The sequence below is a fragment of the Mesobacillus subterraneus genome, assembly GCF_000934845.1.
GTDB lineage: Bacteria > Bacillota > Bacilli > Bacillales > Cytobacillaceae > Mesobacillus > Mesobacillus stamsii.
In genome coordinates this window covers 33,372-46,614 of record NZ_JXIQ01000016.1, presented here as the reverse complement: position 1 = coordinate 46,614, position 13,243 = coordinate 33,372, and the positions used below count along the sequence as shown (strand labels likewise).

18 protein-coding genes and 1 riboswitch are annotated in these 13,243 nt (G+C 43.4%); of the genes, 8 read left to right on the top strand and 10 right to left on the bottom strand.

Translation table 11 applies throughout. The features are described from left to right. Positions 1 to 3 precede the first annotated feature (3 nt). Positions 4 to 588, bottom strand: coding sequence for a DUF1836 domain-containing protein (locus tag UB32_RS02390; protein WP_044390889.1), 585 nt, complete (start codon positions 586 to 588; stop codon positions 4 to 6). 133 nt (positions 589 to 721) lie between these two features. Between UB32_RS02390 and trhA the strand changes: the two genes are divergently transcribed. Continuing rightward, the gene (gene trhA / locus UB32_RS02385) at positions 722 to 1,369 is read left to right on the top strand and encodes a PAQR family membrane homeostasis protein TrhA (protein ID WP_044390887.1); all 648 of its coding nucleotides are present in this window, start codon (positions 722 to 724) and stop codon (positions 1,367 to 1,369) included. A gap of 25 nt (positions 1,370 to 1,394) precedes the next feature. Here trhA and UB32_RS02380 read toward each other — a convergent pair whose 3' ends face one another. The 8 genes from UB32_RS02380 to UB32_RS19950 all read right to left on the bottom strand — a co-directional run bounded on the left by UB32_RS02380 (position 1,395) and on the right by UB32_RS19950 (position 7,049). Continuing rightward, on the bottom strand, positions 1,395 to 2,774 hold the full coding sequence (locus UB32_RS02380) for an amino acid permease (protein WP_044390885.1): 1,380 nt from the start codon (positions 2,772 to 2,774) through the stop codon (positions 1,395 to 1,397). A gap of 157 nt (positions 2,775 to 2,931) precedes the next feature. Further along, positions 2,932 to 3,447: an energy coupling factor transporter S component ThiW gene (thiW, locus tag UB32_RS02375; RefSeq protein ID WP_044390883.1), complete on the bottom strand. Its 516-nt coding sequence runs from the start codon at positions 3,445 to 3,447 to the stop codon at positions 2,932 to 2,934. Beyond that, on the bottom strand, positions 3,444 to 4,100 hold the full coding sequence (thiE, locus tag UB32_RS02370; protein ID WP_044390881.1) for a thiamine phosphate synthase: 657 nt from the start codon (positions 4,098 to 4,100) through the stop codon (positions 3,444 to 3,446). The genes thiW and thiE overlap by 4 nt, the downstream gene beginning before the upstream one ends. Next, the gene (gene thiD / locus UB32_RS02365) at positions 4,088 to 4,933 is read right to left on the bottom strand and encodes a bifunctional hydroxymethylpyrimidine kinase/phosphomethylpyrimidine kinase (protein ID WP_084221688.1); all 846 of its coding nucleotides are present in this window, start codon (positions 4,931 to 4,933) and stop codon (positions 4,088 to 4,090) included. Before thiD ends, thiE begins: the two co-directional genes overlap by 13 nt. After that, positions 4,911 to 5,726 (bottom strand): hydroxyethylthiazole kinase, encoded by an 816-nt coding sequence (gene thiM, locus UB32_RS02360; RefSeq protein WP_044390880.1) that lies wholly within the window; start codon positions 5,724 to 5,726, stop codon positions 4,911 to 4,913. Before thiM ends, thiD begins: the two co-directional genes overlap by 23 nt. Before the next feature lie 26 nt (positions 5,727 to 5,752). Further along, positions 5,753 to 6,514 (bottom strand): 3-oxoacyl-ACP reductase, encoded by a 762-nt coding sequence (locus UB32_RS02355; RefSeq protein WP_044390878.1) that lies wholly within the window; start codon positions 6,512 to 6,514, stop codon positions 5,753 to 5,755. Positions 6,515 to 6,596: 82 nt separating this feature from the next. Beyond that, positions 6,597 to 6,706: riboswitch (TPP riboswitch) on the bottom strand. Between the two features lie 60 nt (positions 6,707 to 6,766). Continuing rightward, a complete protein-coding gene (locus UB32_RS20140; protein ID WP_198528147.1) occupies positions 6,767 to 6,919 on the bottom strand; it encodes a hypothetical protein in 153 nt (50 codons plus the stop codon). After that, a complete protein-coding gene (locus tag UB32_RS19950) occupies positions 6,912 to 7,049 on the bottom strand; it encodes a hypothetical protein (RefSeq protein ID WP_157841606.1) in 138 nt (45 codons plus the stop codon). The genes UB32_RS20140 and UB32_RS19950 overlap by 8 nt, the downstream gene beginning before the upstream one ends. Positions 7,050 to 7,170: 121 nt before the next feature. Here UB32_RS19950 and pepT point away from each other — a divergent pair, with 121 nt between their 5' ends. From pepT to rluF, 3 genes are all read left to right on the top strand, one after another. Next, a complete protein-coding gene (gene pepT, locus UB32_RS02350) occupies positions 7,171 to 8,403 on the top strand; it encodes a peptidase T (protein WP_044390876.1) in 1,233 nt (410 codons plus the stop codon). Positions 8,404 to 8,444: 41 nt separating this feature from the next. Continuing rightward, positions 8,445 to 9,368 (top strand): ketopantoate reductase family protein, encoded by a 924-nt coding sequence (locus UB32_RS02345; protein ID WP_044390874.1) that lies wholly within the window; start codon positions 8,445 to 8,447, stop codon positions 9,366 to 9,368. A 403-nt stretch (positions 9,369 to 9,771) separates the two neighbouring features. After that, the gene (gene rluF, locus UB32_RS02340) at positions 9,772 to 10,500 is read left to right on the top strand and encodes a 23S rRNA pseudouridine(2604) synthase RluF (RefSeq protein WP_347230903.1); all 729 of its coding nucleotides are present in this window, start codon (positions 9,772 to 9,774) and stop codon (positions 10,498 to 10,500) included. Here the strand turns inward: rluF and UB32_RS02335 are convergent. Continuing rightward, positions 10,479 to 11,120 carry a pyroglutamyl-peptidase I gene (locus UB32_RS02335; RefSeq protein ID WP_044390873.1) on the bottom strand — a complete coding sequence of 214 codons (642 nt, stop codon included), beginning with the start codon at positions 11,118 to 11,120 and terminating at the stop codon, positions 10,479 to 10,481. The genes rluF and UB32_RS02335 overlap by 22 nt on opposite strands. 229 nt (positions 11,121 to 11,349) lie before the next feature. On the opposite strand from UB32_RS02335, the gene UB32_RS02330 reads away from it, so the two are divergent. From UB32_RS02330 to UB32_RS18915, 4 genes are all read left to right on the top strand, one after another. Next, positions 11,350 to 11,715: a DUF2089 domain-containing protein gene (locus tag UB32_RS02330; RefSeq protein ID WP_044390871.1), complete on the top strand. Its 366-nt coding sequence runs from the start codon at positions 11,350 to 11,352 to the stop codon at positions 11,713 to 11,715. 13 nt (positions 11,716 to 11,728) lie between these two features. Beyond that, a complete protein-coding gene (locus UB32_RS02325) occupies positions 11,729 to 12,112 on the top strand; it encodes an SHOCT-like domain-containing protein (RefSeq protein WP_044390869.1) in 384 nt (127 codons plus the stop codon). 5 nt (positions 12,113 to 12,117) lie between these two features. Further along, a complete protein-coding gene (locus UB32_RS02320) occupies positions 12,118 to 12,405 on the top strand; it encodes a hypothetical protein (protein ID WP_044390868.1) in 288 nt (95 codons plus the stop codon). Between the two features lie 410 nt (positions 12,406 to 12,815). After that, positions 12,816 to 13,184, top strand: coding sequence for a hypothetical protein (locus tag UB32_RS18915; protein WP_241768411.1), 369 nt, complete (start codon positions 12,816 to 12,818; stop codon positions 13,182 to 13,184). The last annotated feature ends 59 nt before the right edge of the window (positions 13,185 to 13,243 follow it).

Sequence of the window (13,243 nt, the reverse complement as noted above, 5' to 3'; positions counted from 1 at the left end):
AGTTCAGTCCTTTTTTACTTTTTTGGCTGCAAGCTGATCGACTAGCTTCTCAGCTGTTTTTCTATAAAAATTGCTGATATTGATCAATGATACGATCAATAATATTGTTTCTAGTTCTTCTGGTTCATCCGCCTCGAGCATCTTTACTTCGTGTTTAACATCTTGTTCCGTTTTTAGAACGTCCTCGTTAAAAATCTCGATATTCTTTTCATGCAGCTTTAAATAGCTTTGATAAAACTTGTTCAATTCGAATTGTCCAGACTCAGTCCGCTGGTTGATGCCTTCAAGTGTCTGTTTGATATCCTGGATGGACAGGCCGCCTTTTAGCTGGTATATCAAACTGATCAGGATCAGCTGTTCCCTTGAATACTTTTTATTTTTAACTGGAAAGAATAACTTTCCCTTCGCATAGTTGTTGATCATTGTTTTCGTCAGGACTTTATCTTCTTTATTTCTTGTTGAACTGCCGTATTTTTTTTCAAACAACTGTATGACTTGATCCATATATAAATCAATTTCCGGAATGTCTTCAAGCGCGATACGGCTGCTAAGATCAAGCTCGGCAAGCAGGCTGGCTAAATGATTCAATTTAAATCCCTCGTATTTTTTATTATTATTATAAGGCAAAAAAAGATAGACGTAAACCTTGACTACTTGTCGTTATGGTAATATTATTATAAGTAGTTATTAAAACTACTTAAAGCGATATGGAGGTTATACTATGAATAGCTACATCCGCGAACCAATCAATGGACTTACTCATCTGGCCGGTGCTTTGCTATCCTTCGCTGGGCTACTTGCACTCGTCATCAAGGCTTCTATCACAACCGGTTCGCCACAAACGATCACATCCGTAACCATTTTTGGATTGAGCATGATCCTTTTGTATACGGCATCAGCCACCTACCATATGGTCATTAGCAGACCAAGCATCATTGCCTTTCTTCGAAAATTAGACCATTCGATGATTTTTGTACTAATTGCCGGAACCTATGCCCCTTTTTGCCTGATCAGCTTAAATGGAACAACTGGCTGGCTGCTTTTTGGCATCATCACTGTTGCTGCTTTGTCTGGGATTTTGTTCAAAATGATCTGGTTCAGGAGTCCGAGATGGCTTTCCACCTCCATATACCTCATTATGGGCTGGATAATGGTTTTCGCAATCGCTCCTCTCTCCTCGATAGTAAGTCCTGGAGGGATTTACGCGCTTGTAGCTGGTGGGATCTTCTACACCATCGGAGGCGTTATTTATGCGTTTAAACCTAATTTCCTTCGCTCAAAGTATCTTGGTTTTCATGAAATATTTCACATATTCATCTTGCTCGGAACCCTTTCCCATTTTATCAGTGTCTATTTTTATGTTATATAAAAAATGCGCCAAATATGGCGCATTTTTACTTTTGCCTTTCTTGCTCTTTTTTATGAAAACCTTTCGCGAAGTAAACGCCGATTAATAGCACCAGCCAGAGCGGGCCGATGATAATCGCAATTCTTGTGTCAGGGCTGAAAGCCATCAACACGATAACAAAAGCGAGAAATGCCAAAGATAAATAAGATGTGTACGGAAACAGTGGCAGCTTATATTTCAGCTTGTCCACTTCATTTTTGCTCATGTTTTTGCGGGAACGTATTTGCGAAAGGAGAATGATTGCCCAAGTCCAAATCGCGCCAAAAGTTGCAATACTAGTCACCCAGGCAAAAACTTTTGCGGGGACGACATAGTTTAAGGCGACTCCAACCAGCAATACCCCAGCTGATGCGAAAATAGCATATCCCGGAACCCCGTTCTTTGTCAGCTTGCTAAATTTTTGTGGCGCTTCTCCGTGGTTGGCAAGGTTGAACAGCATTCGACCTGTGCTAAAAATCCCGCTATTGCAGGATGATAATGCTGCAGTCAGCACGACGAAATTGATAATGCCAGCTGCTGCAGGAATTCCTAATTGTTCAAAAGTAAGAACAAACGGACTTCCCTTTTCTCCAATCTCATTCCATGGAAAAATGGACATAATCACAAACAATGCCCCGACATAGAAGATCAGAATGCGCCAGAACACTGAATCAATCGCTCTGGAAAGCGTTTTCTCAGGGTTCTTGACTTCACCAGCGGTAACGCCAATCATCTCGATTCCAAGGTAGGCAAACATGACCATTTGCAGTGCTAATAGCACACCTTGAACCCCGTTAGGAAAAAAGCCGCCATTCACCCATAAATTTTGAATCCCAGTTGGAATTCCACCATTGCCGAATCCCCAAATAATCATGCCGACTCCTGAGGCAATCATCGCTAAAATCGTTACAATTTTGATTAGCGCAAACCAAAATTCAAGTTCTCCATATGCTTTCACCGCCAGGAAATTGACGGAGGCCATGATCACTAGCGCAGCCAGCGCCCAAATCCAGCGCGGAATATCTGGGAACCAGTATTCCATGTATATCCCGACTGCAGTAATTTCCGCCATGCCGGTTACAATCCATAAAAACCAATAATTCCATCCTGTAATAAACCCTGCCAGCGGCCCTAGAAAATCCCTGGCATATTTACTGAAGGATCCGGCAACCGGATTTTGGATTGCCATTTCTCCGAGTGCTCTCATAATAAAAAACATGATCATCCCGCTGAACGCATATCCGAGCAGAATCCCTGGACCCGCCAGCTGAATGGCAGTCGCTGATCCCAAGAACAGTCCGACTCCGATTGCTGCCCCTAAAGCCATCAGTGTAACATGCCTTTGCTCTAAACCTCGGTGCAATTCATTCTCTTGTGTTTTATCCATACTGTCTGCCCTCGTTTCAAGAATCTTGATGATGTACGCATCTCACCTCTTTATTAGAAAATTACTATTCTTTCAAAATTTCAATGCAATTTTACCACGAAATATATTTTTCACAATAATATACCTTTTCAACCAGTGGCCGAAGAGGCAGATGATTTTATTCTTTGACAGCGGTTTGCTGCTCAGCTCCCATCGATCCTGCTGCATTTTTCATAAACACTTTTAAAAGCACAAAACCAAGTGCCGAACCGACAAGTGTGCTGGCGAAAAATGCCGGTACCATACCAAACAGCGCGGCCTCTCTGCCAAGAAACAATGTGGCAATCGGATAGCTGGCAATCGCGCCAATGATCCCGGTGCCAACTACTTCTCCTGCGAATGCAAAGCCGACTTTCGACGTTTTTTTATACAAATAGGCAGCTAGAAAAGCACCGATCATGCTGCCAGGAAACGCAAAGATCGATCCGGTTCCCATAACATTCCTGAGCAAAGAAATGCCAAATGCCTGAAAAACGGCATAATATGGTCCCAGCAGTACAGCCGATAATACATTGATGAAATGCTGCACTGGAAACACCTTCACGATTCCAAGCGGAATAAACAGCATATGACTTGTCAATGTTCCAATTGCCATCATCATTGCAGTGAGGGTAAGCTTTTGAGTATGTCTCATGCTTGGCCTCCCTTGACTTTTTCGCTTAATTGCGTTGCTGCTGTCCTTACATCCTTGGCATGGCTGATCGCTGTGATCACTGAAACGCCATCTGCACCAGCCTCCATTACCATCTCTGCATTATGCGCATTTATCCCGCCGATTCCGACAATTGGTATGCCAAAGCCTTTTAACTCTTCGATCATAGCTGTTCCCTGGACCGCTCCTGCATCCTTCTTAGTTGCCGTTGGAAAAATCGGACCGACTCCGAAATAATCAGCGCCTGATTGTATCGCTTTTTCCGCTTCCTCTAGATTGTGTACCGATACCCCAAGAATCTTATCGCCAATTTTTTCTCGAACCCGTGCGGCATCTTCATCCTCCTGGCCGATATGGACCCCATCTGCATCAAGCTCCAATGCTAGTTCCAAATCGTCGTTTACAAGGAAAGGGATTCCGTTCTCCTTGCAAGCCTGTTGCAGCCTTCTGCCTAGGGCAAGCTTTTCCTTATCCACGAGGCTGCCTTCGCCTTTTTCTCGATACTGAAAAATCGTAATCCCTCCGCGAATCGCGTCTTCCAGCACTTTTACAGGATCCTCGATACAATTCGTGCTGCCTTCGATAAAATAAACCTTCAGCAAGCTTCTCATTTGGTCAGGACTTACTCTTGCCATGAGATGACCCCGCTTTCCGTTTTGCTATTGAAAGCCCAATGATTTGTCGGCCCATGCCCATTTCCGATGCCAAGCGGATTGGCAATGGCGGCCTGAATGAAATCCTTCGCAATGGAAACCGCTTCACGAACCGAAGACCCTTTTGCAAGCTGCGCGGTAATTGCCGCTGAAAAAGTGCAGCCTGTACCATGGGTGTTATTCGTTTCAATTCTTGGCGTGGAGAAGAATACAAATTCCATGCCATCAAAAAGGATATCAACAGATTCGTTAGTTTCCTTATCATGCCCTCCTTTTATCACAATATTTTTTACGCCAAGGGCATGGATTCGTTTGGCCGCTTCCTTTTTGTCGTCCATACTGCGAATGGACATGCCTGTCAGCACCTCAGCTTCAGGAATATTGGGAGTGATGATCAGACAGAGCGGAAGCAGCTGGTTTTTTAAGGCTGAAACAGCCTCTTGCTGAAGCAGGGAGGCCCCTCCTTTCGCAATCATGACAGGATCGACAACAACCTTTTCCCAGCCGAATTGCTTTATTTTTTCCGATACCGCTTGAATAATTCCCGCATTAAAAAGCATTCCCGTTTTTAAGGCATCCGTTCCAATGTCCTCTCCCACCGACTGAATCTGTCTGGCTACCGCTTCTGGCTCCATTGGAAAAACCCCCTGAACACCAAGCGTATTTTGCGCGGTAACAGCCGTCAATGCCGACGTGCCAAATACCTTTAGTTCCTGGAATGTTTTCAAGTCAGCCTGGATTCCGGCGCCACCGCCGCTGTCCGAACCTGCAATTGTCATCGCTCTTTTCACATCAATCAGCCTCCTGCTTCTCATACTTACTTTTGCTGCTAATATCCTCTTCATTGATAAGGTATAGCTGGTTCAAAAATTCAGTTTGGAAACTCCCGGGTCCGCGGCCTGCATATTTTTCTGCAGCAATTTCGGCTGCCACTCCATAGGTGGTTACCGCCGCTGCTGCAGCCTTAAGCAAATCTTTTTCAACGGCCGCAAAAGCACCAATGACCGATGTTAGCAGACAGCCTGTTCCCGTCACCCTGGTCAGGATGGAATGCCCATTATGGATCACAAATGCTGAACGACCATCCGTAACAATATCGTCTTTGCCTGTAACCACGACGATGGTCTCGAGCTTTTTAGCAGCGGAAACGGCAAGCTTGAAAACATCTCCGGCCATCTCCCCAGAATCAACGCCGCGGATGCTCCAGTTCTCACCAGCAACATTGGCAATTTCTGCAGCATTTCCTCTAATGATTGCAATCTCCAGTTCTTCCATCAACCTTCTTGCTGTCTCAGTTCGATAAGCAGTTGCCCCGGCACCGACTGGATCAAAAATAACAGGAACTCCCTGTTCATTTGCGGCCTTCCCGGCAATCACCATCGACTGGACGATTTCAGGAAGCAATGTCCCAATATTCAGCACAAGGCTACCCGCAATGCCTGCCATTTCGGCAACTTCCTCCTGTGCGTAAGCCATCACCGGCGATGCCCCCAAAGCAAGAAGCCCATTGGCAGTAAAATTCGTGACCACAACATTGGTGATGTTATGTATGAGCGGATTCTCCTTGCGCACCTTTTCCAGCAAACCAGCAATTTCTCGTTTTTCCATAAAAACTCCTCCTCAGGCTGCAATTTTTAATCCATTACGAGGCCGCCATCTACGACCAGATTTTGTCCATTAACCGCACGCGACCATGGAGAAGCGAAAAACAAAATCGAATCTGCAACTTCAGCAGGATCAGTAACTTTTCGGAGCGGTGTTGATGCTTCGATCAACTTGAATACCTCATCCGAAGTAGCAGAGCTTGCGTCGGTCATTTTTAGCAGTCCTCCAGAAACCATGTTGACAGTTACCCCGTACTTGCCAAGATCATTCGCCATATTTCTCGTGAACCCAAGCAAAGCCGCCTTGCTTGTTGTGTAGTCGTGATAGGCGACAACCGGGTTCTGGAACAGATTCGTGCCGATATTGACGATTCTGCCAAATTTCGCTTCTTTCATATCTGGCAGCCCAGCTTGAATGGTATTCAATGCACCGCGGACCGCTCCTTCAAACTGCTGTTGATAATCTTCCCAGCCAACGGCAAAAGCATCCTTGTTGGCTACAGGGTCAAATTTGAAGTGGACAAGCGCATTGTTCACGATCGTTGTTACTGGTATTCGATAATGCTCTTGTGCCATCCGGAACATGCTTTGAACTTGCGCTGGATCTCTGACATCCGCCCTGACAGCGAGTGCATTTTCCCCAATCGTTTCTGCCAGCTCCCTTGCCTTTTCTTCGTTTTGAAAATAGTTAATAATAACTTTCGCACCTTCTCTTGCAAAAGCTTTAACTGTTTCGGCACCAAGCCCACGGCTGCCTCCAGTTACTAACACAACTTGATGTTTGATTTCCATTCGTTTACCCCCCTAAAATTTTAGCCTAAATATAAAAAGCCAGCTCCAACTAATGGACCTGGCTTAAAAGCAAAGTAAGAAAACATCTCTCACGCTACTTTCCTACGCTGGTATTACCCAGATCAGGTCCGAAGGGTTAAAAGACTTAGCATCTTCCTCTCAGCCCGCAACAGGGCGCCCCTAGTAGAACATGGAATATTCAGTTCCTTTAATCGTAACTCTTTCTGCTTTATATGTAAAGGGTCGAGCTCATCAACTAATATTTTTCAATTTATCCTTGATTTCTTCCAGAAGCTTGAGTTGCTGATCCTGCTTTTGGAGAATACTTGCAGTCAATTTTTTTAGGGTAACCGTAATGGACCAGAGTGACAGCATCAAAACAATCACAACGCCAAGATCAATCATCTTTCTTCTTCCCTTCGGTTAAATTGTCAAATGGAGTGTAATCATTGCTTGGGAAATTTCTTGAGCGGGTGACCTTCATAATCAAATAAAACACAACAAACAGTACAATAAACGTGAAAACATAACTCACACTGTCCAGCCCCCTTTCTTGTATTATACAACAAAAAATGGAATTTTCATTCTTTTTAAAGTGGAGTTTTTCGTTATTTATGCTACTATGAAAATATACATACGGATAGGAGATGAAAGCAATGAAAATCGAGTTAATAGAAAGATTTACTTCTTATGTAAAAATCGATACCCAATCGAATGGAAACAGTGAGTCAACTCCGTCGACTGAAGGACAGCTTACCCTTGCTAATATGCTTGTTGAAGAACTAAAGTCAATCGGCATGGAGGACGTCACGATTGATGAAAATGGTTATGTGATGGCGACACTCCCCGCCAATACTGCTAAAGAAGTTCCAACAATCGGCTTCCTGGCGCACCTTGATACGGCTACTGATTTTACCGGAAAAAATGTTCATCCTCAAGTTATCGAAAACTTTGATGGCAATCCAATCATCCTGAATAAGGAGCAGAATATCATTCTGTCATCAGCAGATTTTCCTGAACTGCCTCAATATAAAGGCCATACTTTGATAACAACAGATGGAACAACTCTTCTCGGGGCTGACAACAAAGCAGGAATTGCTGAAATCATGACGGCAATGGCTTATTTGATCAAGCACCCAGAAATCAAGCATGGCAAAATTCGTGTTGCTTTCACTCCCGATGAGGAAATTGGCAGAGGGCCTCATAAATTTGATGTAGAAGCGTTTCATGCTGAATTTGCTTACACGGTGGACGGCGGTCCACTTGGCGAGCTAGAGTATGAAAGCTTTAATGCCGCCAGTGCTAAGCTAACTTTTAAAGGACAGAACGTCCACCCAGGCACGGCAAAAGGCAAAATGGTGAACTCAGCCAAAATCGCTATGGAATTCAACAGCAAACTTCCTAGCGAAGAAGCGCCTGAACATACTGAAGGATATGAAGGTTTCTTCCACCTCATCTCGATTAATGGAGATGTCGAGGAAACAACACTGACCTATATCATCCGTGATTTTGATCGTGACAGCTTCCAGGCACGCAAAGAGTTGATGCAGAAAATCACCAATGAACTGATGCTTACTTACGGCGAAACTCGTGTTAAGCTTGAAATGAACGACCAGTACTATAATATGAAGGATAAAATAGAGCCAGTAAAAGAAATCGTTGATATCGCGTATGAGGCAATGGAGAACCGCGGGATCAAACCGATTGTCAAACCAATCCGCGGCGGCACCGACGGTTCGCAGCTTAGCTATATGGGCTTGCCAACACCAAATATTTTTACCGGTGGCGAGAATTTTCACGGAAGGTTCGAATATATCTCTGTGGATAACATGCTCAAATCTGTTGAAACCATTGTGGAAATCGCATCACTTTTTGAAGCAAAGGCTTAATTCAAGATCAGGGAATTGGCATATTCAGGAGGTTGAAAGATTTGAAAATATTAATTGTTGGTGCAGGCGCAATCGGCGGTTATTTTGGCGGAAGGCTCCTGGAAATGGAAGCAAACGTGACATTTCTTGTGCGGGAAAAAAGACAGAAGCAGCTTAAGGAGCACGGTCTCGTTGTTACAAGCATCCATGGCGATTTGCATGTTTCAGATCCACAGACAATTGTATCGGGATCGCATCCAGAGCCATATGATGTGATTCTCGTTTCTACTAAGTCCTATCATCTCGATGGAGCTATTGAAAGCATCCGTCCCTATGTTGGCGACAAGACGATGATTCTTCCATTGTTGAATGGGATAGCCCATCTCGATGCTTTATCCGAAGCTTTCGGATCGAAAAAGGTGATCGGGGGACTTTGTTTTATCGAAACAACACTGGATGAAAATGGAAAAGTAATTCAAACAAGCCCTGTTCAGGATTTGATTTTTGGAGAACGAAATGGCGAGCGTTCAGAAAGAATTCTACAGCTCCAAGCCACTTTTGAAGGTACGAAGGCTAATTTCCGTCTTTCGGAAAAAATCGAACAGGAAATGTGGCAAAAATACCTATTCATCACACCATTAAGCGGCATCACCTCCCTGTTCAGGTCTCCGATCGGTCCCATTCGGGATCAAGCACAGGGGGCCGATACGCTCAAGCGCCTACTGCATGAGACTGTCGAGATTATGACAGCGATCGGTGCCCCGCTTTCCGAAGGAGCTATGGATGCGACATGGAACAGGCTGAACGATATTGGCGACGGCATGAAATCCTCCCTTCAGCGTGATATGGAAAAATCTCTCCCGACAGAAGGAGACCACTTATTCGGCTTTTTGCTGAAGAAAGCAGCGGACCTTCAAATAGCGGCACCTACACTGTCCGCTGTCTATGCGAATGTTGATATTTACGATAAAATGCTCCACTCATGAAATGATTAATAAAACCTTAAAACGAACGCAACAAGATATAATTCTTAAAAAAGCAGTCCGAAACTAGCTTCAGTTCGGACTACTTTTCGCCTTTTCCAGCAAAACCAGTCCGAAGTTTGCTCCAGTTCGGATTGCTTTTCCCCTTTTCCGGCAAAAGTAGTCCGAAGTTCGCTCTAGTTCGGACTACTTTTCCTCTTTTCCCCCAAAACCTGTCCGAAGTTCGCCTTAGTTCGGACTACTTTTCCTCTTTTCCCCCAAAACCTGTCCGAAGTTCGCCCTAGTTCGAACAGCTTTTCCCCTTTTCCCACTAAACCTGAACATTTTTTTCGTAGCCGCTGCAGCTCATAGAGACCAAGCTTGAAAATAATCTGTGAGTGGCATATTCTTAATTGTATAATTCAAGTTGTTTAAGGGTGGGATTAACCTGCGTATCAATAAATTCATCAGCGAAACAGGAAAAACATCCAGACGTGGCGCTGACCGTCTCATTGAAGAAGGACGCGTGACAATTAACGGCACTATCGCAAAAATCGGCAGCCAGGTTGAACCAGGTGATGTCGTCAAGCTTAATGGCGAAGAAATCAGGATGTCGCAGAACTATGTATATATCGCCTTGAATAAACCAGTCGGCATCACAAGTACGACGGAAAGAAATGTGAAGGGCAACATCGTTGATCTTGTCAACCACCCGCTAAGGATTTTCAACATTGGTAGGCTTGATAAAGATTCAGAAGGTCTGATCCTGCTTACAAACGACGGCGACATCGTTAATGAAATCCTCAGGGCGGAGAACAAGCATGAAAAAGAATATATTGTAACCGTGGACAAGCCGATTACTCCCGAATTTGTCAAGGCGATGTCTGAAGGTGTCAGGATTCTTGGAACAAAAACATTGCCTGCAAAAGTCGTCCAGCAATCAAAATACGAATTTCATATCACTCTCACACAAGGATTGAACAGGCAGATCCGCCGCATGTGTGAAACGCTTGGCTACGAAGTCCTCAGACTGCAGCGCATTCGGATCATGAACATCCATCTAGGCAATTTGCCGATCGGCCAATGGCGTGACCTGAGCAAAAAGGAGAAGCAGCAGCTTTTCAGCGACTTGAATTACGAACCGAAGCAATGGTAGTGATGATGGGCACAAGTCTCGATAATTACCTTCAAGGCCTGTGTCATCACTTCCTGTGGCAAGGATGGCAAAGAAGGATTACGGGCAGACATTTCTGTCGAAGCCGGAAAATGGATAAATCCAGCGCTGATTGCCAGGTTATGTTTACGGATATAATTCAAAACGGCGTACAATGTGTTGTTGCAGATAAATGTACCCGCACTATTCGAAATGGCGGCCGGGATCTGCAGATCCTTCAGCTTCTTTTCGATTAATCGATTCGGCAATGTTGAGAATAAGCCATCTGGACTTTGCTCATCAATCACCTCATCCATTGGAGTATTTCCCCGATTATCAGGATAAGGATCGCCTGAACCAGTATCCTTTATATTGATTCCAATCCGCTCAGGGGTGATTGCCGTCCTGCCTGCAGCAAGTCCACAGGCAATCACTACATCGGGCTGGGCTTCCGCCATTTTTTTGATCAGTTCTTCTGCACATTTGTCATACTGAACCGGCAGCAAAATCGTTTCAATTTCCACATTCTCCAGCGAAAACCCCTCTGCTTCCAACAGCAATTTTTCAGTTGGATTTATACTCATCTTCCCAAACGGCTCAAAGCCTGAAATTAATACTTTCACGAATGAACACCACCTTCTTAGAAAAAATCGAAACAAACACTTCAATATTATATTACCAGAAATCATAGAAAAATCAGTATTTTAATTTTATATCCAATGAAAGGTTGCGTATTATTCGTTTTTTCACTAAAAATTAATATAAGTATTAATATTATTTATTATTTTATAAATTTATCTTTACTTTTTTAATTTTAACATTTAATATCATTAATATAGAAAGGAGGCAGTCATGGCTTATCCTGTCTTAACGAAATGTCCCGTTTGCAGCCAGACCCTTAAAATTACCAAACTGCAATGCAATCATTGTGATACAACAATTGAAAATGAATTTGAACTATCAAGGCTTGCTTCTTTAACCAGGGACCAGCTTCAGTTCATCGAGATCTTTCTCGTTTCCCGGGGAAATATTAAAGAAGTGGAAAAAGAGCTTGGAATATCTTACCCGACTGTCAGGGGGAAACTGAACGATATTATCACTGCACTTGGATATGACACTCAAAAGAAGAATGAACTGGACGAAAAGAAAATCGTTGCTATGCTGGAGAAGGGTGAAATTTCACCAGAGGATGCAATCAAACTTTTAAAAGGGGAATAGGGAGGCGTTTTTAATGAGAGAAGAAATTTCAAAAATTTTAACGATGGTTCAAGAAGGAAAAATTGATTCAGATAAAGGGGCACAGCTAATTGCTGTACTCAAGGAAAAAGAATCTACTGTCTTTGCAAGAAAACCTAATAATTACTTAGATAAAACCTTAAAAATCCGCATTGTATCCAAGGAAAATGACAATGTAAACGTCAACGTGCCGATCAAATTAGTAAAGGCACTTCTCAAAACTGGATACAGCATAGCGGCCGGAATCCCTCAATCCCAGCAATACGTCAAAGACCTTGATATCAATCTGCTGATCGATGCAATTGAAAACGAGCTCGATGGGAACATTGTCGATATCCAATCGGCAAATGGCGATACAGTGAAAGTCGTCATTGAGTAAAAAAGATGTTAAAAATAAAAATAAAAACCAATAAAGTTGCATTCTCGCTTCCTGTCCCTTACACCATCTTAAAAGCTGGCAGTACGATTATTGGATCGAAAAAGTTCCAAATCCAGATGCATAAATGGGCAAATCAGAATAATAAACAATATCAAATTCCAGCCGCACTTTTCACTACTCTACTAAACAGGCAGCTTCTGAATGAACTTATCCGCGAATTAAGCAGACATAAAGGAACATTGCTTGTTGATGCAAGATTGCAAGATGGTACCGAGGTCATGATCAAACTTTGAAATAGAAGAAATCCTAGCTTCATTTTTTACGATGACTGGATTCAACAACTTTTCAAAACAAACATACCACCCTGACGATACCGGTCGCTTATCGTCTTTTTTATTTAGCTTCACGAATTTTTGTAAATAGAGGAAAAGGATTTATTGCAGTTGAACGGCGTCTATATGAATGTATCTACAGTATCACAGATCATTGGGACTGCAGCAGCTGGAATCCTCCTGGTGGCCATGCCATTGAATTCTGTTTATCTCAATCAATGGCTGCCTATCTTATCCTTTTTGGTCTTACATGGTTATTACAATTTGAAGAAAAGAATACGCACATGACAGTCACGGAAAACTAGAAGCAGGGATTCAAAGATGTCTTCCCTGTTATCTTAAAATTGCCAATTGTCATGATGACCTTGGTTTTGACATTAGTTCCACTCCTATTCTTAGGAGGCTTTAATCTTGTCATCATCAATATCAGTGAACTTCAAGAAAGTTCCGCGATCAAAGGCTGGATCTATACTGCCGAAGGATTTGCGTTCATGACCGGAGCGTTTCTGATCAAACGAATCAGCCATAAATACTCCCCTTATAAAATTCTGTTTTCCAGTTCGATGCTAATCGGGTTTTCACAGTTGATGTTGTATTTTGCCGATCAGCCAGTGCTGACAATTGTCTCCTTCCTGATATTCGGTTTTTCCGTTGGAGTTTTTTCCCGACTGCTGCGACAATCTTCCAAACGAGGGTGCCAAAGGATTTCCATGGCCGCTTCTTCTCGTTCAGAAACATGATGGACCGATTTATCTTTCAGGCAGTGCTGCTCCTTACCGGATTCCTGCTTGATGCTAGA